Source organism: Paraburkholderia sediminicola (genome assembly GCF_046027825.1).
GTDB classification, from domain to species: Bacteria; Pseudomonadota; Gammaproteobacteria; order Burkholderiales; family Burkholderiaceae; genus Paraburkholderia; species Paraburkholderia sediminicola_D.
In genome coordinates, this window is sequence record NZ_JAQQDU010000054.1 from 18,891 (window position 1) to 39,576 (window position 20,686).

Below are 20,686 nucleotides of genomic sequence, written 5' to 3' on the forward strand. Positions count from 1 at the left end.
ATGACCGCTGTGCCGCAACGCACGCTGATGGTGATGGCCGGTGGCACCGGGGGACATGTGTTCCCGGGGCTCGCGGTCGCGCACCTGATGCAGGCGTGGGGCTGGAAGGTCGTATGGCTGGGCAACCCGGCAGGCATGGAAGCCACGCTGGTGCCGAAGCACGGCATCCCGATGGAATACGTGCGCTTTGGCGGTCTGCGCGGCAAGGGCCTGAAAACCAAGCTGATGCTGCCGCTGACCCTGCTGCGTGCCTGCTCGCAGAGTTTAAGTGTGCTGCGTCGTGTGAAGCCGGACGTCGTGCTCGGCATGGGCGGCTACATCACGTTTCCGGCGGGTTTGATGACCGCGATGAGCGGCCGTCCGCTGGTGCTGCATGAACAGAATTCGATTGCGGGTCTCGCCAACAAGGTGCTCGCGAAAGTCGCCAAACGCGTGCTGGTTGCATTCCCGAATGCGCTGCCGCATGGCGAATGGACTGGCAACCCAATTCGTGCGGAACTTGCGCGCGCAATTGCACCCAAAGCACGCTACGCAGCGCGCAGCGGTCCGCTGAATGTGCTGGTGGTGGGCGGCAGTCTGGGCGCGGCGGCGTTGAATGAAGTGGTGCCGCGCGCCGTTGCGCTGCTGGCGCCGAATGAACGTCCGCGCATCGTGCATCAGGCGGGCGCGAAGCATATTGAAGCACTGCGCGAGAACTATGCCGCTGCAGGCCTGCAAGCCGGTGCCGATGTAGAACTCGTGCCCTTCATTGACGACATGACGAGCGCGTACTCGAACGCGGATCTGGTGATCTGCCGTTCGGGCGCGATGACGGTGTCGGAGATTTCAGCGGTAGGGGTGGCAGCGTTCTTCGTGCCTTTCCCATTTGCAGTAGACGATCACCAAACCACTAATGCAGCGTTCCTCGCCGATAACGGTGCGGCGCTGGTCGTGCAGCAACGCGACCTGTCGGCGGAAATGCTCGCCGACTGGTTGCGCAGCCAGACGCGAGAGACCCTCGCGGAGATGGCGGAGCGTTCGCGCTCGCTCGCGAAACCCGACGCCACAGAACAGGTCGCGCAGATTTGCGCGACTGTGGCGGGTTCGATTTCGGGCGCGAGCCCAGAAGGAAAGCAATGAAACACATCGTCAAACATATTCACTTTGTCGGCATCGGCGGTGTCGGCATGAGCGGCATCGCGGAGGTGCTGGTCAACCTCGGCTATCAGGTGAGCGGCTCGGATCTGACGAGCAACGCGATCACCGATCGCCTCGCTGCGCTCGGCGCGCGGATTGCGATCGGTCACGCGGCGGAGAACATCGAAGGCGCGAATGCGGTGGTCGTCTCCACAGCGGTGCGCAGCGACAATCCGGAAGTGCTGGCGGCACGTCATCGCCGCATTCCGATCGTGCCGCGTGCCGTGATGCTCGCCGAACTGATGCGCCTGAAGCAGGGCATCGCGATTGCCGGCACGCACGGCAAGACCACGACCACCTCGCTGGTGGCGAGCGTGCTGGCGGCGGGCGGCCTCGATCCGACCTTCGTGATCGGCGGCAGGCTGATCAGCGCGGGCGCGAATGCGCGTCTGGGTACGGGCGATTTCATCGTCGCTGAAGCGGATGAGTCGGATGCGTCGTTCCTGAATCTGTTCCCGGTGATCGAAGTCATCACGAACATCGACGCCGATCACATGGACACCTACGGCCACGATTTCGCACGGCTCAAGCAGGCGTTCATCGAGTTCACGCACCGTCTGCCGTTCTATGGGATCGCGGTGCTGTGCGTCGACGATCCGAACGTGAAAGAGATCCTGCCGTTCGTGTCTAAGCCGATCATCCGCTACGGCTTTGCGCCAGACGCGCAAGTGCGTGCGGTCAATGTAGAAGCGCGCAACGGCAAGATGCATTTCACGGCAATGCGCGAAGACGCAGCGCCGATCGACATCGTTTTGAACCTGCCGGGCGAGCACAACGTGCAGAACGCTTTGGCCGCAATCGCAATTGCGACTGAACTTGAAGTGAAAGATGCCGATATCCAGCGAGCGCTCGCGGATTTCAACGGCGTGGGCCGACGCTTCCAGCGCTACGGCGAAGTGCCGGTCGTGTCGGAAGGCCAACCTGCCGGCGCGTACACGCTGGTCGACGACTACGGTCATCACCCGGTTGAAATGGCGGCAACGGTGGCGGCGGCGCGTGGTGCGTTTCCGGGGCGGCGTCTGGTGCTGGCATTCCAGCCGCACCGCTTCACGCGCACGCGCGATTGCTTCGAAGATTTTGTGAAGGTGTTGTCGACCGTCGACGCACTCGTGCTGACGGAAGTCTATTCAGCCGGTGAAGCGCCGATCGTTGCCGCGGACGGCCGCGCCCTGGCGCGCGCGCTGCGCGTCGTGGGCAAGGTCGAACCGGTGTTTGTCGATACGGTGGATGAAGTGCCGGACGCGCTCTCAGCAGTGGTGCGCGACGGCGATGTGGTGATCACGATGGGCGCGGGTTCGATCGGCAGTGTGCCGGGTCGCCTGGCGCAAGAAACGAAGGTGTGAGTGAGATGAGCAGCATCGACCCTAAACAATTCGGCAAAGTGGCAGTGCTGCTCGGTGGAGATTCCGCCGAGCGCGAGGTGTCGCTCAATTCCGGCCGCCTCGTGCTGCAAGGTCTGCGCGACGCCGGTATCGACGCGCAACCGTTCGATCCGGCCGAGCGTCCGCTCGCCGCGTTGAAAGATGAGGGCTTTGTGCGCGCCTTCAACGCGCTGCACGGCGGTTACGGCGAGAACGGCCAGATTCAGGGTGCGCTCGACTTCTACGGCATTCGCTACACGGGTAGCGGCGTGCTCGGCTCGGCGCTCGGTCTCGACAAGTTCCGCACCAAGCTCGTGTGGCAGCAACTCGGGATTCCGACGCCGCCGTTCGAAGCCGTGCTGCGCGGCGACGACTATGAAGCGCGTGCGAAAGAGATCGTCGCGAAGCTTGGCTTGCCGCTGTTCGTGAAGCCGGCCAGCGAAGGTTCGAGCGTCGCGGTGATCAAGGTGAAAAGCGCCGACGCATTGCCGGCAGCGCTGCTCGAAGCGATCAAGTACGACAAGATCGTCGTGGTTGAAAAGAGCATTGAAGGCGGCGGCGAGTACACCGCGTGCATCGCAGGCGATCTCGATCTGCCCGTGATTCGCATCGTGCCGGCTGGCGAGTTCTATGACTACCACGCGAAGTACATCGCCAACGACACGCAGTACCTGATTCCGTGCGGGCTGTCGGCGGACGAAGAGTCGAGCCTGAAAGTGCTGGCGCGCCGCGCGTTCGACGTGCTCGGCTGCACCGATTGGGGTCGCGCCGATTTCATGCTTGACGCCGACGCCAACCCTTACTTCCTCGAAGTGAACACGGCGCCTGGGATGACCGATCACTCGCTGCCGCCGAAAGCGGCGCGCGCGGTGGGCATCAGCTATCAGGAACTGGTTGTCGGCGTGTTGGCGCTGACGCTGAAGGACTAACCGGGGTAACCCGAAAGCAACACCATGTGGAACAACGTTCGCCAGCTCAATCTCGCCGCCAACGCATTGCATGCGGTGCTGGTGCTCGTGCTGCTGGCGGCAGGCGGTTACTGGCTGATCCAGCGTCCGAATTTCGCGCTGCGCGAAATCCAGATCGATGGCGACACCGAGCACATCAATTCGCCGACGGTGCGCGCCGGTGTAGTAGGGCGGTTGAAGGGCAACTTTTTCACGGTGGATCTCGATGTCGCACGTCAGGCGTTCGAGCAGATGCCGTGGGTGCGTCACGCGAGCGTGCGGCGGGTCTGGCCGAATGCGCTGGCTGTCACGCTTGAAGAGTACAAACCGCTAGGAACGTGGGGCAGCGATCAACTGGTGAGCGTGGACGGCGAACTGTTCACTGCGAATCAGGGCGAGCTCGAAGAGGAACTGCCCGCGTTCGACGGCCCGGACGGAACGGCCAAGGAAGTCGTCGCGCGCTATAGCGACTTCAAGAAGTGGTTTGCACCGTTGGGCGCAACACCCGAAGAAGTGACGCTGTCGCCGCGTTACGCGTGGACGGTGAAGCTGTCGAACGGAACGCAGGTGGAACTTGGGCGCGAACGCAATCAGGACACGTTGCTCGATCGGAGTAAGCGCCTGACCGCGGCGTGGAACGCGGTGACGCAACGTTGGGGAAAGGATATCGAGTATGCGGACTTGCGCTATCCGAACGGTTTCGCGATTCGTGCCGCTGGCATGCGCTTTATCAGCGAACCCGACAAGGGCAAGAAGTAAACGGACATCACACGCAATGAGCACGCTATGAGTAAAGACTATAAAGATCTGCTGGTCGCCCTCGACATTGGGACGTCGAAGGTCGTGGCCATCGTCGCCGAACTGAAAGGCGAAGGTCACTACGAGGTGATTGGACTCGGCCAGAGCGAATCAAAGGGGCTCAAGAAAGGCGTGGTGGTGAACATCGAGGCCACCGTGCAGTCTATTCAGCGCGCGCTTGAAGAAGCCGAGCTGATGGCCGACTGCAAGATTACGAACGTGTTTACCGGGATCGCCGGCAGCCATATCCGCAGCTTCAATTCGAGCGGCATGGTGGCGATCAAGGAGAAGGAAGTTACGCAGACGGACGTCGCGCGCGTGATCGAGACGGCGAAGGCGATCAACATCCCGACCGATCAGCAGGTGCTGCACATCCTGACGCAGGAATTCATCATCGACGGCCAGGAAGATGTGCGCGAGCCGATCGGCATGAGCGGCATCCGTCTGGAAGTGAAGGTGCATATCGTCACCGGCGCGGTGAGCGCGGCGCAGAACATTGTGAAGTGCGTGCGCCGCTGCGGGCTCGAAGTGAACGATCTGATCTTGCAGCCGCTGGCGTCGTCGTTGGCGGTGCTGACGGAAGACGAAAAGGAACTCGGCGTGGTGCTGGTCGATATCGGCGGCGGCACGACGGACATCGCGATTTTCAGCGAAGGCGCGATTCGTCACACGGCGGTGATTCCGATCGCCGGCGACCAGATCACCAGCGACATCGCGATGGCTTTGCGCACGCCGACGCCGGACGCGGAAGACATCAAGGTCGACTACGGCATTGCGAAGCAAGCCCTGGCCGATCCGGACGAGATGATCGAAGTGCCGGGTCTCGGCGAGCGCGGTCCGCGCACGCTGTCGCGCCAGGCATTGGCGGCGGTGGTGGAGCCGCGTGTCGAAGAACTGTTTTCGCTCGTGCAGCAGGTGGTGCGCGAGTCGGGTTACGAGGAACTGCTGAGTTCCGGCGTTGTGCTGACCGGTGGCGCGTCGATGATGCTCGGCATGGTCGAACTCGGCGAGGACATTTTCCTGAAGCCGGTGCGGATCGGTGTGCCGGAATACGCGGGCGGTCTCGCCGATGTCGTGCGTAACCCGCGTTATTCGACGGCGATGGGCCTGCTCGTCGAAGGACGCTCGCAACGGATGCGCGGCCGCAAGGTCGCGGTGCAGTCGGGGTCGATGGGCCAGGTCTTCACGCGAATGAAAGACTGGTTCCTCGGCAACTTCTAAAAGAATTCGCTTTTCAGAAACAGATTTCGAAATACGCGCTGGTGCCGGCGGCCGGCGCGCGACAGGGGGTTGCCCGATCTCCTGCCGAATAACGGCCGAGTGGCTGTAATTTTTTATCTTGACGGAGGCAACATGGAATTCCAGATGCTGGAAACCGAAACGAACGGCACCATCATCAAGGTGATCGGAGTAGGTGGCGCTGGCGGCAATGCCGTTCAGCACATGATCAACAAAGGCGTGCAAGGCGTCGACTTCATCGTGATGAACACGGACGCGCAGGCTCTGTCGCGTTCGCGCGCATCCGCGGTGATCCAGCTCGGCAACACGGGTCTGGGCGCTGGCGCCAAGCCGGAAATGGGCCGCGCGGCAGCAGAGGAAGCACGTGAGCGCATCGCCGACGCACTGCGCGGCGCGCACATGGTCTTCATCACCGCCGGTATGGGCGGCGGCACGGGCACGGGCGCAGCACCCGTGGTTGCGCAGATCGCCAAGGAAATGGGTATCTTGACTGTTGGCGTGGTCAGCAAGCCGTTCGAATTCGAAGGCGGCAAGCGCATGCGCGTTGCAGAAGCCGGTTCGCAGCAACTGGAGGATCACGTCGACTCGCTGATCGTCGTTCTGAACGACAAGCTGTTCGAGGTGATGGGCGATGACGCCGAGATGGACAAGTGCTTCCAGTGCGCAGACGACGTTCTCAACAACGCAGTTGCCGGTATCGCGGAAATAATCAATGTTGACGGTCTGGTGAACGTCGACTTCGAAGACGTGAAGACGGTGATGGGCGAGCAGGGCAAGGCGATGATGGGCACGGCGACGGTGGCCGGTGTCGATCGCGCACGTCTGGCTGCTGAGCAGGCTGTGGCCAGCCCGCTGCTGGAAGGGGTGGATCTGTCGGGCGCGCGTGGCGTGCTGGTCAACATCACGTCGAGCCGTTCGCTGCGTCTGTCGGAAACGCGCGAAGTGATGAACACCATCAAGAGCTATGCTGCAGAAGACGCAACCGTGATCTTCGGCGCGGTGTACGACGATGCAATGGGCGACGCGCTGCGCGTGACGGTCGTGGCAACGGGTCTGGGCCGTGCGGCGAAGAAGCAGCAATCGGCACCGATGACGCTGCTGCGCACCGGTACGGACAACCAGCCGATCGGCGGAATGCAGCACGCTGCTTACGCACCGTCGTCGTCGCATGCAAGCACGGCCGATTACGGCGCGCTGGATACGCCGGCGGTGTGGCGCACCTCGCGCGATACGGCGGCTTCGCACGTGCAGGCGCTGCAGGAAAAGGGCGTCGATACGTACGACATTCCGGCGTTCCTGCGCAAGCAGGCGGACTGAGCGCACGAGCAGGCTTTCGTTGCCGCGCTGTTTTAGTGGCGCTGGCGGACGAATGCACGAGCGTGGCGGGTGAACGGCGAACAAGCCGCGTATCGTCTGATTCGCGGCAAGGACAAGTGCCCTCTTCGGATTCGCGAAGCGGATGGGGCAACTGTCGCCGGATGGCGGTGCCTGTCGTTAGGCAGACGCTGAATTCACTGCGACACGACAACGTGCGAGCGTGCTTCGCATCGATGCAAAGGACTGAGCATGATTCAGACAGGTGAAAAGCTGCCCGACGCGACGCTCTTCGAGTTCGTCGAAGACGCGCGGGCGGGCTGCACGCTGGGGCCTAACAGCTTCGACGTGCGCGAGCAGACGGCGGGTAAGCGCGTGGTGATCTTCGGGTTGCCGGGTGCGTTCACGCCGACCTGTTCGGCCAAACATGTACCGGGTTACGTCGAGCACGCCGAGCAGTTGCGCGCGCTCGGCATTGATGAAATCTGGTGCGTGTCCGTCAACGACGCGTTCGTAATGGGCGCGTGGGGACGCGATCAGCACGCCTCGGGCAAGGTGCGCATGATGGCGGACGGCAGTGCGGCTTTCACGCGGGCGCTCGGTCTTGAGCAGGATTTGTCGGCGCGTGGCATGGGAATCCGTTCCCAGCGCTACGCGATGGTTGTCGACGACGGCGTGGTCAAGACGTTGAACGTCGAGGCTGCCGGCAAATTCGAAGTCAGCGATGCAGGGAGTATCCTCGCTACGTTGAGCTAGTTATGGTGGCGTTTGACGCTTTCGCCTCGAGCCTGCGCGGTTACCGCGTTGTATCAGGGCAACGGCGCACAAGACGCTTTTGTGACAGGCCGTTACGCGGGCCGATGACCGGAAACGCCTCCGTTCCGGACATCGGCCCGTCACGCTTTCCCTGACGGGCGCCCATTGGGTAATGCCGCGAAACAGATTGATACGTTCCGTGCAACGACGCTCCTTAGGGTATTGGAGTATACTTCGTGCTATGGAATAAAAAGTCCCGATTGGGATTTTCAATCGAATAGAAGATCACAATGCTGAAGCAGCGCACTATCAAATCAATCGTCAAGACAGTCGGCATCGGCCTGCACTCAGGCCGCAAAGTCGAACTGACGCTCCGCCCGGCGGCGGCGAATACCGGGATTGTGTTTTCGCGCGTGGATTTGCCCACGCCGGTGGATATTCCCGCGTCGGCGATGGCAATTGGCGATACGCGTCTGGCTTCCGTGCTGCAGAAAGACGGCGCGCGCGTGTCGACCATCGAGCATTTGATGTCCGCATGCGCAGGCCTCGGCATCGATAACCTTTATGTCGACGTCACCGCTGAAGAAATTCCGATCATGGACGGCAGTGCGGGTTCGTTCGTGTTTCTGATTCAGTCGGCCGGCATTGAAGAACAGAACGCACCGAAGAAATTCATTAAGGTCACCAAGCCGGTCGAAATTCGCGACGGCGACAAATTCGCGCGTCTCGATCCGTTTTTCGGCTTCAAGCTCAAATTCACCATCGATTTCCGTCACCCGGCTGTGGATAAAACCGGCCAGGCGCTGGAAGTGGATTTCGCAAACACGTCGTATGTGCGGGAAATTGCTCGTGCGCGTACGTTCGGCTTTGCGCATGAAGTGGAAATGATGCGCGAACTCGGTTTGGCACGCGGCGGCAGCATGGATAACGCCATCGTGCTGGACGAATACCGCATTCTGAACAACGACGGCCTGCGTTACGACGACGAATTCGTGAAGCACAAGATGCTCGACGCGATCGGCGACCTGTATGTGGTCGGCCATCCGTTGCTGGCTTCGTACACGGCGTACAAGTCGGGCCACGGCCTGAACAACGCGCTGCTGCGCGAACTGCTGGCGCATGAAGATTCGTACGAAATCGTCACGTTCGACGACACGCAGAAGGCGCCGCGCGGCTTCGCGTACGAAACGCAGACGGCGTTCGCGTAATTTGCGTAACCCCTCCGGATGAAATTTCCGAAGCGAATGGATGAAAAATAAGCGGCCCGTCTGGGTCGCTTATTTTTTTGTTCAGCGATTTCTCCGATGCCGCGCTGCCATTTTCGCCAAAGCCTCCTGCAGCGGCGAGGGCGCGAGCGATTCGGACAGCGCGTGCAGCGCGTCCGCGCCGACCGGCGTCATGCGCGCCTGTTTGACGGGCGGCGGCTCCTTCAAAGGCTGCGGACGCACGCGAATCCTCAGTGCGTTGACCGGCCAGCCGCGCTGCTGCAGATCCGACAGCAAGCGTGGCTCAATCTGGCGCAAGCGGGCGGCCAGCGCGTTGTGCCCGGCAAACAGGGCCAGTACGCCTTCCTTGATGAAGCTCGGCTCCACGCTCGTGGCCAGATAATCCGGCAGCAGCTCGCGCAGATCCTTTTCCAGCGCCGCAATCTGTTCGACGCCCGCGCGCAGGGCCACGAACGCATCAGTGCGATTCAGCACTTCGGCGACGGGCTGCGGGCGGCGCGCTTTGAACTGCTTGGGCGGCGGCCTTGAAAAGGACGGAAAACGGCTCATGTTTGACAGTGACGGCGTGTTCGCACCCTATGTGCGCTCACGCCGCGATTGTACCGCGCGGGATGCACGCGGACCCGCCTCAATGCGTACCGTCGGACGTCGCCGCTGCGGGCTTCCTGTGCCTTGCCGCCGTCGCGCCGCTGACACAGGCGAGGGCGGGGGCGCGTGCTAAAATGCCCGATTCGAATTCACTCTTGGACTAAGCCGCCGAGGCCCTTCCGACCCCGGAGCGCACGTGCATCAACCGCACGCCGCGAACCAGCCGAAGCCGCGACGCAGACACCGATCCGATGACCACCGGTTTTCTACAGAAGATTTTTGGCAGCCGCAACCAGCGGCTAGTCAAGCAATATCAAAAGACCGTCACGTCGATCAATGCGCTCGAGCCGCAGATCGAGCAATTGACGGACGACCAACTGCGCGCCAAAACGGGTGAATTCCGCCAGCGTGTCGCGAGTGGCGAGTCGCTCGACAAGCTCCTGCCGGAAGCCTTTGCGGTGTGCCGCGAGGCCAGCAAGCGGGTGCTGAAAATGCGCCACTTCGACGTGCAGCTGATCGGCGGCATGGTCCTGCACTACGGCAAGATCGGCGAAATGCGCACCGGCGAAGGCAAGACACTCGTCGCCACGCTGCCGGTATACCTGAATGCGCTGTCGGGCCGCGGCGTGCACGTCGTCACGGTCAACGACTACCTTGCCCAGCGCGACGCCGAATGGATGGCGCGTCTGTACAACTTCCTCGGTCTGTCGGTCGGCATCAATCTGTCGCAGATGGATCATGGCGCGAAGCAGGAAGCGTACGCCGCTGACATCACCTACGGCACCAACAACGAATTCGGCTTCGACTACCTGCGCGACAACATGGTCTACGAGACCGACGCGCGTGTGCAGCGGGCCCTGAATTTCGCGGTGGTCGACGAGGTCGACTCGATCCTGATCGACGAAGCCCGCACGCCGCTGATCATCTCCGGCCAGGCCGAAGACCACACCGAACTCTACGTGCGCATGAATGCGCTGCCGCCGCTGCTCGAACGTCAGATCGGCGAAGAGAAGGCGGACGGCACCGGCGTCGAAAAACCGGGCGACTACACGCTGGACGAGAAAGGCCGCCAGGTCTTCCTCACGGAATCGGGCCACGAAAAGGCCGAGCGTCTGCTCGCCGAATGGGGCCTGATCGGCGAGGGCGAAAGCCTGTACGCGCCGCAGAACATCACGCTGATGCACCACGTGTACGCTGCACTGCGCGCGCACACGCTGTTCTTCAAGGATCAGCACTACGTCGTCCAGAACGGCGAAGTCGTGATCGTCGACGAATTTACCGGCCGTCTCATGTCGGGCCGCCGCTGGTCGGATGGCTTGCACCAGGCAGTTGAGGCGAAGGAACACGTCAAGATCCAGAGCGAGAATCAGACGCTCGCGTCGATCACGTTCCAGAACTACTTCCGTATGTACGCGAAGCTGTCCGGCATGACCGGTACGGCTGATACGGAAGCGTACGAATTCAACGAGATCTACGGTCTCGAAACCGTCGTGATCCCGACCAACCGTCCGCCGAAGCGGATCGACAAGCAGGATCAGATCTACAAGACCGCCAAGGAGCGCTATGACGCGGTGATCCGCGACATCCGCGATTGTCACGAGCGTGGTCAGCCGGTGCTGGTCGGCACGACGTCGATCGAAAACTCGGAACTGCTGTCGCATCTGCTGAAGCAGGCCGGGTTGCCGCACGAAGTGCTGAACGCCAAGCAGCACGCGCGTGAAGCCGAGATCGTCGCCGAAGCTGGCCGTCCGAAGCGCGTCACGATCGCGACCAACATGGCCGGTCGCGGTACCGACATCGTGCTCGGCGGCAACGCCGAAAAGCAGGCGTCGTTCATCGAAAAGGATGAAACGCTTTCTGACGACGAGAAGCAACGCCGTATCCAGAAGCTGCATGACGAGTGGCAAGCACTGCACGATCAGGTGAAGGCTGCGGGCGGTCTGCACATCATCGGCACCGAACGTCACGAATCGCGCCGGATCGACAACCAGTTGCGCGGCCGTGCCGGCCGTCAGGGCGACCCGGGTTCGTCGCGCTTCTATCTGTCGCTGGAAGATCCGCTGCTGCGCATTTTCGCGGGCGACCGCGTGCGCGCGATCATGGACCGCCTGAAGATGCCGGAAGGCGAGGCGATCGAGGCGGGCATCGTGTCGCGTTCGATCGAATCGGCGCAGCGCAAGGTTGAAGCGCGCAACTTCGACGTTCGCAAGCAATTGCTCGAATACGACGATGTGTCGAACGATCAGCGCAAGGTGATCTACCAGCAGCGCAATGAATTGCTCGAAGCGAATGACATCACCGAAACCATCGGCGCGATGCGTCATGGCGTGATCGCCGATATCGTTCACCAGTTCGTGCCGGCCGGCAGCATCGAAGAGCAGTGGGACGTGCCTGAACTGGAGGAAGTGCTGCGCAACGAATGGCAACTCGACCTCGCGATTCAGGAAATGATCAACGAGTCGAACTCGATCAGCGCGGACGAGATTCTCGAAGCGGTTGAAGCCGCTGCGGACGAAGCGTACGAATCGAAGGTCGAACAGGTCGGCCGCGAATCGTTCAGCGCGTTCGAGCGCTCGATCATGTTGCAAACGCTGGACCGCAGCTGGCGCGAACATCTGGCCGCGCTCGATCACCTGCGCCAGGGTATCCATCTGCGCGGTTATGCGCAGAAGAATCCGAAGCAGGAATACAAGCGCGAGGCGTTCGAACTGTTCGCCGCCATGCTCGACGCCGTGAAGCTCGAAGTCACCCGTGTGGTGATGAACGTGCAGATCCAGTCGCCGGAACAGTTGGAGCAGGCTGCCGAGCAGTACGAAGAGCAGGCGAGTCACCTCGAAAACGTCGAATTCCGGCACGCCGAATTCGCCGAGGCGGCCGCGCCTGCCGCTGCGGAAGCGGCTACCGCCGCCATGATTGGCGACGCGATGAGCCACGGCTCCTCGCACGCCGTCGCGCCGGACCTGAGCGGGGACAACGTGCCGAAGGTCGGCCGCAACGACCCCTGCCCGTGCGGTAGCGGCAAGAAGTACAAGCAGTGTCACGGTAAGATCGCATAATGCCGAAAGCGGCGCGCTCAAAGCGCGCCGCTTCGTTTTACACCGTGCTTAGCTGGTGATTTCGCGGTGGTTCGGCAACACGCCCGAGCCATCAGTTTCCGATCCCTCGATGCCGGCGTCTGCCGGCATTTTCTTCGACAGGTCGCGACCATGGCTGTCAATTTCCCCTCGATCAATCCCGCTCAACTCCATCCCATCGCCGGCGTCACGCTGGGCTGGGCGGAGGCGAATATCCGCAAGCCGAACCGCAAGGACGTGCTGGTCATTTCCGTCGGTGAAGGCGCGACGGTAGGCGGCGCGTTCACGCAGAACCGCTTTTGCGCCGCACCCGTTACGGTGTGCCGCGAGAATCTGGCGCGCGTGCGCGCGGGCGGCAAGCCGATTCGAGCGCTCGTGATCAACACCGGCAACGCGAATGCGGGCACTGGCGAGCCGGGCCTCGTTGCAGCACGCGAAACCTGCACCGAACTCGCGCGTCTCGCGGACATCACACCGGAGCAGGTTCTGCCGTTTTCGACGGGCGTGATTCTGGAACCGCTGCCGGTCGATCGTCTGAAGGCGGGTTTGCCGGCTGCGCTTGCGAACCGCAAGGAAGCCAACTGGTACGACGCCGCCCAGGCGATCATGACGACGGACACCTTGCCGAAAGCAGCTTCACGCCAGGTCACGATCGACGGCCACACGGTCACGCTGACGGGCATCAGCAAGGGCGCCGGCATGATCAAGCCGAACATGGCGACCATGCTTGGCTTCCTCGCGTTCGACGCCGCCGTCGCTCAACCGGTGCTCGACGTGCTGGTCAAGCACGTGGCGGACCGCTCGTTTAACTGCATCACGATCGATGGCGATACGTCGACCAACGATTCCTTCATCCTGATCGCCTCGGGCAAATCGAGCCTGCCGGCGATCACGTCCACCGACTCGCCCGCTTATGCAGCGCTGCGCGACGCGGTGACCGAAGTCGCCCAGACCCTCGCACAACTGATCGTGCGCGACGGCGAAGGCGCGACCAAATTCATGACCGTGCAAGTCGAAGGCGGCTCGAGCGTCGGCGAATGCCGCCAGATCGCTTATGCGATCGGCCATTCGCCGCTCGTGAAGACGGCCTTCTATGCATCGGATCCGAATCTCGGCCGCATTCTCGCGGCCATCGGCTATGCCGGCGTGGACGATCTCGACGTCGGCAAGATCGATCTGTATCTGGACGACGTGCTGGTCGCCACTGCCGGCGGCCGCAATCCGGCCTACCGCGAGGAAGATGGCCAGCGCGTCATGAAAAAGAGCGAGATCGGCATTCGTGTCGTACTCGGCCGCGGCAACGCGCAAGCCACGATCTGGACTTGCGATCTGTCGCACGATTACGTGAGCATCAACGCCGACTATCGTTCGTAACCAGGTTCATTACGCGGTTTTTTTGGCCGCTTACCTCACAGCCATGGACAAACTCGAACAGTTTCTGACCCGGGCCGAAGCCGTGCTCGTCCGCCTCGAAGCGATGCTTCCGCCTGCCCAACCGCAGATCGACTGGTCGGCGGCGGTCGCTTTTCGCTGGCGCAAGCGCCAGGGGCGCGGCTATTTGCAGCCGGTTCCCGCGATCTCCTCGATCACGCTCGACGACCTGCAAAACATCGATCGCCAGAAAGGGCTGATCGAGCAGAACACGCGTCAATTCGTGCACAAGCAGCCGGCCAACAATGTGCTGCTAACGGGCGCGCGCGGCACCGGCAAGTCGTCGCTGATCAAGGCTTGCCTGAACGCCTACGCGAAAGACGGCTTGCGCCTGATCGAAGTGGATAAGGACGATTTGCACGATCTTGGCGACATCGTCGATCTGATCGCGCAGCGGCCGGAGCGCTTCGTGGTGTTCTGCGACGACCTGTCTTTCGAAGACGGCGAGTCGGGCTACAAGGCGCTGAAGGTCGCGCTGGATGGCTCGATCGCCGCACAGTCGGATAACGTGCTGATTTACGCAACGTCGAATCGCCGCCATCTGTTGCCCGAATACATGAGCGACAACGAGACGTACAAGCACACGTCCGACGGCGAAATTCATCCGGGAGAACTGGTCGAAGAAAAGATCTCGCTGTCCGAACGCTTCGGGCTGTGGGTCAGCTTCTATCCGTTCAAGCAGGACGACTACCTGTCGATTATCGGCCACTGGCTGCGGCATTTCGGCTGCGATGACGCAGAAGTCGAAGCGGCGCGCGGCGATGCGCTGGTGTGGGCGCTGGAGCGCGGTTCGCGCTCCGGGCGTGTCGCGTGGCAGTTCGCGCGCGACTGGTCCGGCCGGAAGGCCCCGGCATGAGCGATGCGCAGAAGAATGCCGCTGGCCGTCCGGTGACGGAAGTCGCCGTCGGCGTGCTGATTCAGCCGGACGGACACTATCTGCTGGCGCAGCGCCCGGCCGGCAAGCCGTACGAAGGGTACTGGGAGTTTCCGGGCGGCAAGCTGGAAGCGGGCGAGTCGGTCGAGGCCGCACTAGCCCGTGAGCTGCACGAGGAACTGGGTATCGACGTCAAGGCGAGCCATCTTTGGCACACGCTCGAACACGATTATCCGCACGCCTATGTGCGGCTGTTCTTTTGCAAGGTGACGCAGTGGTCCGGCGAACCGCATGGCCGCGAAGGTCAGGCGTTTGTCTGGCAGACGCTGCCGGCGGACGTCTCACCGTTGTTGCCGGCGACGATTCCCGTGCTGGAATGGCTCGCGGCTGAGAAAAACTAGAAAACTGATGTGCGCTTGCAGGCGGCGCTGCGTGAGCAGCGTCGTCACGCGAGACTGCATCGCATCCGTGCGCGGGCTCGCAGCGCGCCGCGCTCAGTGTGGGTTGTAATCCCCAGCAGGCGATTCATCGGACGGCGCTTCTTCATCCGTGCCGCCTATCTTGTACTTCTCAGCGGCCCAGGCGCCGAGGTCGATCTGCTTGCAGCGGTCGGAGCAGAACGGGCGGAAGCGGTTTTCAGGAGTCCAGCGGACATCCTTCCCGCAAGTGGGGCATTTGACGACAGTAGGCATACGGTCAGGCAGTCAATCGGAAACGGAACAAGTAATGAATATAGGGGCATTTTTCGCCGGTTCAAAGGCGCGGCCCCGCGATTCACATCTACAAAGCGGGCGTTACAGCTTGGCTTACAGGCTGCAAAGCGTGAGCTGGAACGGCACGTCGACATCGACGGCGCGCGGACGGAGATCGCCATCCTGCACGGTGAATCGCACCCAGAGCATGTACTTGTTAGCGCTGGCCTCCGGAATCACCCGCAACTCAGGTGCCACCCGTACCTGCATCAACTGGTATGAACGGCCCGACAGCATCTGCTGATAGCTGCCCTGCATGGCCATGACCTTGGACGCCTGACCCGATTCGCGCGCGAGGCGCAGCACGATCGTTGCCGCATCGCGCAACGGCAGCAGCGGCGTGACCCATTTGGCGATGTCCTGCCGGCGCTGATCGGGATGGATCTGCTGCCATGCGTAGTACGAAGGCAAATCGAACTTGCAGGTGCCGCCCGGGATGATCGCGCGGCTGCGGATGCTGGCGAGCCACTCGTTGTCTGCCAGATGCTGGCCGGTCTTGCCCTGCATCTGCGAAAGCCCCGACAAGGTTTGCTCGATTTCTCCCAGCACGGCTTCCAGCGCGTTCTGCTCGATGCCCGGATTGCCGCGGAACGGCGCCAGTGTTTGCCGTTGGCGCTCAAGCTCCTTCATCAGATCGGACTTCAGATCCGCGCGACCCGCAACCTCGGAGATTTCGAACAACGTTGTCAGTGCGACGTGGTGTTCCCTGGCGTCTTCCTGAGTCAGAAAGAACGTGAAGCGCTCGAACAGGTCTTCGAGGCGCAATAGCGTCCGGATTCGCTCGTTGAAGGGATACTCGTAAAGGATCAAGCGGGCTCGCCTCGGGCGTGGTCGGTGACGGGAATGCAGAACATTCTAATGCCGTGAGACTACCCTAGCAATCACGCACTTTTTCAGGGCGATTTCGCAACTTTTTTCACGTGTTTCGAGCAGGTTTTCGCGCGCTTCAGTCCGCGTAGTCTTATGCGCCCGCTAGCGACAGATAGACGCGATGCTGCGCATCGACGTGTGCCTTGAGCGCATCGAACGGTGCGTTGTCGTTGTCGATGACGTCGTCGGCCGCGGCGAGGCGTGCTTCGCGCGTCGCCTGGCGGGCGATGATCGCCAGCACCTGGTCACGGCTGAAACCGTTGCGACTCATCACGCGCAAAATTTGCGTCTCGACGCTGCAATCGACCGTCAGCACACGATTCACGCGCGCCTTCCAGCTACCCGACTCCACCAGCAGCGGTACCACCACGATCACGTACGGTCCTTGCGCCTCACGCTGCTCGCGCTCGGTCTCCGCACGAATCAACGGGTGCGTGATGTTTTCAAGGCGTTTGCGCGCGCCGTCGTCGCTGAACACCAGCGTGCGCATGCGGGCGCGGTCAAGCGAGCCGTCTGCCGCAACGAACGAATCGCCGAACTCCGCGGCGATCTGCGGCATCGCAATACCGTGCGGCGCAGTGATGCGGTGCGCGATCAGGTCTGTGTCGACAAGCGGCACGCCGTGCGCGGCGAACAGGTCGGCCACGGTCGATTTACCGCTGCCGATGCCACCGGTCAATCCCACAGCAAACATGCTTCAGCCCCCCCCCAATGCCAGGTAAAGCGGTGTGCCGAGAAATAGCGTAACAGCACCGCCCGCTGCGAGAAATGGCCCGAACGGCAGCGGCTCCGAGAAGCGCATGCGGCCGCGCCACGTTGCCGCGAGACCGACCACCGCGCCGGCGACCGCTGCAATCAGCACGATCTGCGGTAGCGCTGCCCAGCCGAGCCATGCGCCAAGCGCAGCCAGCAGTTTGAAATCGCCATAACCCATACCTTCGACACCCCGTACCAGCCGGAACAGCCAATGCACGGCCCACAGCACCAGATAGCCGAAGATCGCGCCCAGCACTGCATCGTGGAGGCTCGCGAACATGCCGTTGAAGTTCACGATCAAGCCGGCCCACAGGAGCGGCAGCGTCATGGAGTCAGGCAGCAGATGGGTATCGATGTCGATCGCGCTCATGGCGAGCAGTGCGGCGCACAGCCCGAACGCGGCGAGTGCCATGCCGGTCGGCCCATACAGCGCGAGCGCCCCTGCCGCGAAAGCGGCGCTGGCGATTTCGAGCAGCGGGTAGCGCAGGCTGATGTGTGTCTTGCATGCGGCGCAGTGCCCGCGCAACAGCAGATAGCTCAGCACGGGCAGGTTTTCCCATGCGCTGAGCACATGGCCGCAGTGAGGGCACGCGCTGCGCGGCACCCACAGGTTGTAGCGCGCGGGCAAGCCGTCGCCTTCGAGTGGTTGTTCGGTGGCCTCGCTGACCTCCTCGCGCCACGCACGCTCCAGCATGATCGGCACCCGATGCACGACGACGTTCAGGAAGCTGCCGATCACGAGGCCAAATACGATCGCGAAGGCGATCTGCAGGCCACTGGGCAAGCTGCCGAACGCGACGCCGAGACCGGTTGCGAAGTGGCCGGACAGCAGGCCCGACAGCAGGCTGGAAGAAGTATCTGACACGAGCGGAATAGTGGCCTGCATATAAAAAGGGTGGGATTCGGCTGCGATGCTACACCACGTTGCCGAGTTGAATAATGGGAAGATACATCGCGATCACGAGGCCGCCGATCAGCGTGCCCAGGACGATGATGACAAGCGGCTCGCACAGACTCGATAGCGTGCCGATCTTTTCGTCTACCTGACGATCGGCGAGCGACGCTACGTCGATCAGTATCGTGTCGAGCGCGCCGGACTCTTCGGCAACCGCAACCGGCTGCACGACCTCCGGTGGAAAGCAGTGCGCCGCGTGCGTGGCTGCGGCGAGCCGTTCGCCGCGTCGCAGCCGGGCGGCAATGTCCACGGTGGCGTGATCGAAGAAAGCGTTGCCCGTGGCGTGAGTCAGTGAATCGAACGCGTCCGCGAGCGGTGTGCCGGCCGATAGCAAGGTGCCGAGCGCGCGGCTCCAGCGCGCCGCGCACAAGGTACGCAGCAACGGACCGGCGACCGGCATTGTCAGCGATAAGCGCGCGAAGCGGATGCGCGCTGCTTCGGAACGTCGTAACAGAAACGTCACAACCGAGCTTGCTGCGAAGATCACGACGGCAAGAGGAGTGCTCCATCGCGCGGCACCCGCCGACAAAGCCAGCACGAACTGCGTGGGGGCGGGCAGCTGCGCGCCGAAGCCGTCGAAGATCTGCTTGAAGGTTGGCACGACCCAAACCAGCAGCGCTGCGGTAATGGCAATCGCTAGCAACAGGATCGCGACCGGATAGGTGAGTGCCGCGCGCACCTTGGCGCGCTGCGCGGCGGCGCGTTCGCGGTCGTCGGCGATCCGGGCGAGGACGGCCGGCAGCGCGCCGGCTGCTTCGCCGACTTCGACGAGCTGACAGTACAGCGCATTGAACTGCGCAGGACGCCGCTGCAATGCCGCGGAGAAGCGCAAGCCACCGGTGATGTCGCGCGCCAGCGCGCCGACGATCCGCGGCATGCCTTGCCGGCGTGAATGCTGTGCTTGCGCCAGCAGTTCCAGCGAAGGTGCGAGTGGCAAGCCGGCGCGTAGCAGACTGGCGAGCTGGCGCGTGAACACCGTGACGTCCGTGGTGCGGGTTTGGGGGCGCGGCGCCGGCCCGCGCGCTGCGAGTTCGACGATGAACAGCTTGTCGCGCTTGAGTATGGCCCGAGCGGTGCTGACGTCCGGCGCAATAAGCGCACCGGTTTTCTGTACGCCGTCGGCATCGACGCCACGCCATCTGAAGCGCATCTCGGCCGCTGGCGGCGGGTGAGTCGTCGCGTTGCTCATGCGACCTCGGTCGCGGCCAGCGCTTCAGCCAGACTCGTCGTGCCGTCGCGGACACGCGCCAAGGCTGCGGTGCGCAAAGTGGCGACGCTGTTCAGCGTGCGCGAGCCGGGCCAGCTCATGGGTGCCTGCGCGCGCCACGATCAATTCACGCATCGCATCGGAGACAGGCATCACCTGGTGAACCCCGACACGGCCCCGATAGCCGATATCGTGGCAGGCCGCGCATCCGATTGCGGCAAATGGTTGCCAGCCGTCGAGCTGATCGTCAGCGAAACCCGCTGCCCGCAGCGCCGCCACCGATTGATATGCGGGCGCGCGGCACGCTGCGCAGAGCCGGCGCACCAGCCGTTGCGCCGTCACCATCCTGAGCGCGGCGGCCAGGTTGTACCGCTCGACGCCGATGTCGATCAGGCGTGCGACGGCAGCAGGCGCGTCATTCGTATGCAAGGTCGACAGGACGAGGTGGCCGGTCTGCGCGGCCTTCACGGCGACATCGGCGGTTTCTTCGTCGCGGATTTCTCCCACCATGATCACATCGGGGTCCTGACGGAGAAACGCACGCAGCGCCACCGCGAATGTCAGGCCGGCCTTTTCTCGTACGCTGACCTGATTGATGCCAGCCAACTGGATTTCCGCCGGATCCTCCACCGAGCACAGATTGCGCGCCTCATCGTTGAGCATGTGCGGGAAGCAGTACAGCGACAGCGTCTTGCCGCTTCCGGTGGGCCCGGTGACGAGCACGAGACCGTGCGGCGCGCGAATCGCTGCATCGACGGCTTCGCGTTGTTGTGGATCGAGGCCGAGCGAGTCGAGTGAAAGATCGGTGGGTAGCGCGTCGAGCCTGCGCAACACCAGCTTTTCGCCGAACAGCGTGGGCAGCGAGTTGACGCGATAGTCTTCGACGCGGCCGGGCGACGTGGCAATGCGCAGCCGGCCGTCCTGCGGCACGCGCCGCTCGGCGATATCCATGCGCGCCAGCACCTTCACGCGCGTGATGAGCGCGTCGCGGAGATGCGCCGGGGGCAGAGGGATTTCATGCAGTACGCCGTCGATGCGCAAACGCACGCGCCAGCCATGTTCCGCCGGTTCGATATGCAGGTCCGACGCATTGCGACGGGTTGCCTCCTGCAGCGTCTCGGTCAAGAGGCGTACGGCAGGCGCGTTGTCGGAATCGGCGAGACTCGTGTTGCGGTTGGCACTGACACTGGCTTCGGCCGCAAAGGCGTTGCGTCTGGGTTTGGCTGGGTTTTCGCTATCGGAGGCGACGGGCCGCAAAGGCGCCGCGCGTTGAAAAGAACCTTGCATGAGAGACCGGTGATGAGCCGCCTGTAGAACACGACGACTCAATCATCCGGTAAGGCCGTCAACGCCGCTATTCAG

General features: G+C 62.7%; 18 protein-coding genes and 1 pseudogene. 12 read left to right on the top strand and 7 right to left on the bottom strand.

The genetic code is table 11. The features are described from left to right. From murG to lpxC, 8 genes are all read left to right on the top strand, one after another. On the top strand, positions 1–1,119 hold the full coding sequence (gene murG, locus PQQ96_RS26140; protein ID WP_408298064.1) for an undecaprenyldiphospho-muramoylpentapeptide beta-N-acetylglucosaminyltransferase: 1,119 nt from the start codon (positions 1–3) through the stop codon (positions 1,117–1,119). Next, positions 1,116–2,519: a UDP-N-acetylmuramate--L-alanine ligase gene (gene murC, locus PQQ96_RS26145; protein ID WP_408298066.1), complete on the top strand. Its 1,404-nt coding sequence runs from the start codon at positions 1,116–1,118 to the stop codon at positions 2,517–2,519. The genes murG and murC overlap by 4 nt, the downstream gene beginning before the upstream one ends. Before the next feature lie 5 nt (positions 2,520–2,524). Beyond that, positions 2,525–3,466, top strand: coding sequence for a D-alanine--D-alanine ligase (locus tag PQQ96_RS26150; protein WP_408298068.1), 942 nt, complete (start codon positions 2,525–2,527; stop codon positions 3,464–3,466). 24 nt (positions 3,467–3,490) lie between these two features. Then, positions 3,491–4,243, top strand: a complete 753-nt coding sequence (locus PQQ96_RS26155) for a cell division protein FtsQ/DivIB (protein WP_408298070.1) — start codon at positions 3,491–3,493, stop codon at positions 4,241–4,243. Between the two features lie 27 nt (positions 4,244–4,270). Continuing rightward, the gene (gene ftsA / locus PQQ96_RS26160; protein WP_007180311.1) at positions 4,271–5,503 is read left to right on the top strand and encodes a cell division protein FtsA; all 1,233 of its coding nucleotides are present in this window, start codon (positions 4,271–4,273) and stop codon (positions 5,501–5,503) included. 132 nt (positions 5,504–5,635) lie between these two features. Continuing rightward, the gene (gene ftsZ / locus PQQ96_RS26165) at positions 5,636–6,838 is read left to right on the top strand and encodes a cell division protein FtsZ (protein WP_120347490.1); all 1,203 of its coding nucleotides are present in this window, start codon (positions 5,636–5,638) and stop codon (positions 6,836–6,838) included. Positions 6,839–7,087: 249 nt separating this feature from the next. Continuing rightward, on the top strand, positions 7,088–7,591 hold the full coding sequence (locus PQQ96_RS26170; protein WP_074282120.1) for a peroxiredoxin: 504 nt from the start codon (positions 7,088–7,090) through the stop codon (positions 7,589–7,591). Between the two features lie 290 nt (positions 7,592–7,881). Then, entirely contained in the window at positions 7,882–8,799 is a 918-nt protein-coding gene (lpxC, locus tag PQQ96_RS26175; RefSeq protein ID WP_408298072.1) for a UDP-3-O-acyl-N-acetylglucosamine deacetylase, read from the top strand. 81 nt (positions 8,800–8,880) lie between these two features. Here the strand turns inward: lpxC and PQQ96_RS26180 are convergent, their stop codons facing one another. Further along, on the bottom strand, positions 8,881–9,366 hold the full coding sequence (locus PQQ96_RS26180; RefSeq protein WP_074282122.1) for a DciA family protein: 486 nt from the start codon (positions 9,364–9,366) through the stop codon (positions 8,881–8,883). Between the two features lie 290 nt (positions 9,367–9,656). Between PQQ96_RS26180 and secA the strand changes: the two genes are divergently transcribed. The 4 genes from secA (at position 9,657) to PQQ96_RS26200 (ending at position 15,185) form a co-directional block, all read left to right on the top strand. After that, complete coding sequence (secA, locus tag PQQ96_RS26185) at positions 9,657–12,461, top strand: preprotein translocase subunit SecA (protein WP_408298075.1); 2,805 nt, start codon at positions 9,657–9,659, stop codon at positions 12,459–12,461. A 150-nt stretch (positions 12,462–12,611) separates the two neighbouring features. Then, a complete protein-coding gene (gene argJ / locus PQQ96_RS26190; protein ID WP_408298077.1) occupies positions 12,612–13,853 on the top strand; it encodes a bifunctional glutamate N-acetyltransferase/amino-acid acetyltransferase ArgJ in 1,242 nt (413 codons plus the stop codon). A 43-nt stretch (positions 13,854–13,896) separates the two neighbouring features. Beyond that, a complete protein-coding gene (locus PQQ96_RS26195) occupies positions 13,897–14,766 on the top strand; it encodes an ATP-binding protein (protein ID WP_408298079.1) in 870 nt (289 codons plus the stop codon). Further along, positions 14,763–15,185 carry an NUDIX domain-containing protein gene (locus PQQ96_RS26200; protein WP_159000773.1) on the top strand — a complete coding sequence of 141 codons (423 nt, stop codon included), beginning with the start codon at positions 14,763–14,765 and terminating at the stop codon, positions 15,183–15,185. The genes PQQ96_RS26195 and PQQ96_RS26200 overlap by 4 nt, the downstream gene beginning before the upstream one ends. Positions 15,186–15,278: 93 nt before the next feature. Here PQQ96_RS26200 and yacG read toward each other — a convergent pair whose 3' ends face one another. The 6 genes and pseudogenes from yacG to PQQ96_RS26230 form a co-directional block, all read right to left on the bottom strand. Then, positions 15,279–15,476: a DNA gyrase inhibitor YacG gene (gene yacG, locus PQQ96_RS26205; RefSeq protein WP_201076868.1), complete on the bottom strand. Its 198-nt coding sequence runs from the start codon at positions 15,474–15,476 to the stop codon at positions 15,279–15,281. Positions 15,477–15,590: 114 nt separating this feature from the next. Further along, positions 15,591–16,346 (bottom strand): cell division protein ZapD, encoded by a 756-nt coding sequence (gene zapD, locus PQQ96_RS26210; RefSeq protein WP_030100922.1) that lies wholly within the window; start codon positions 16,344–16,346, stop codon positions 15,591–15,593. A gap of 151 nt (positions 16,347–16,497) precedes the next feature. Further along, on the bottom strand, positions 16,498–17,100 hold the full coding sequence (coaE, locus tag PQQ96_RS26215; protein WP_408298082.1) for a dephospho-CoA kinase: 603 nt from the start codon (positions 17,098–17,100) through the stop codon (positions 16,498–16,500). Between the two features lie 3 nt (positions 17,101–17,103). Then, positions 17,104–18,048, bottom strand: a complete 945-nt coding sequence (locus PQQ96_RS26220) for a prepilin peptidase (protein WP_408298084.1) — start codon at positions 18,046–18,048, stop codon at positions 17,104–17,106. A gap of 28 nt (positions 18,049–18,076) precedes the next feature. Beyond that, the gene (locus PQQ96_RS26225) at positions 18,077–19,306 is read right to left on the bottom strand and encodes a type II secretion system F family protein (protein WP_408298086.1); all 1,230 of its coding nucleotides are present in this window, start codon (positions 19,304–19,306) and stop codon (positions 18,077–18,079) included. Further along, positions 19,303–20,611: pseudogene (locus PQQ96_RS26230) on the bottom strand (GspE/PulE family protein). The gene PQQ96_RS26225 and the pseudogene PQQ96_RS26230 overlap by 4 nt, the downstream one beginning before the upstream one ends. Positions 20,612–20,686: the final 75 nt, after the last annotated feature.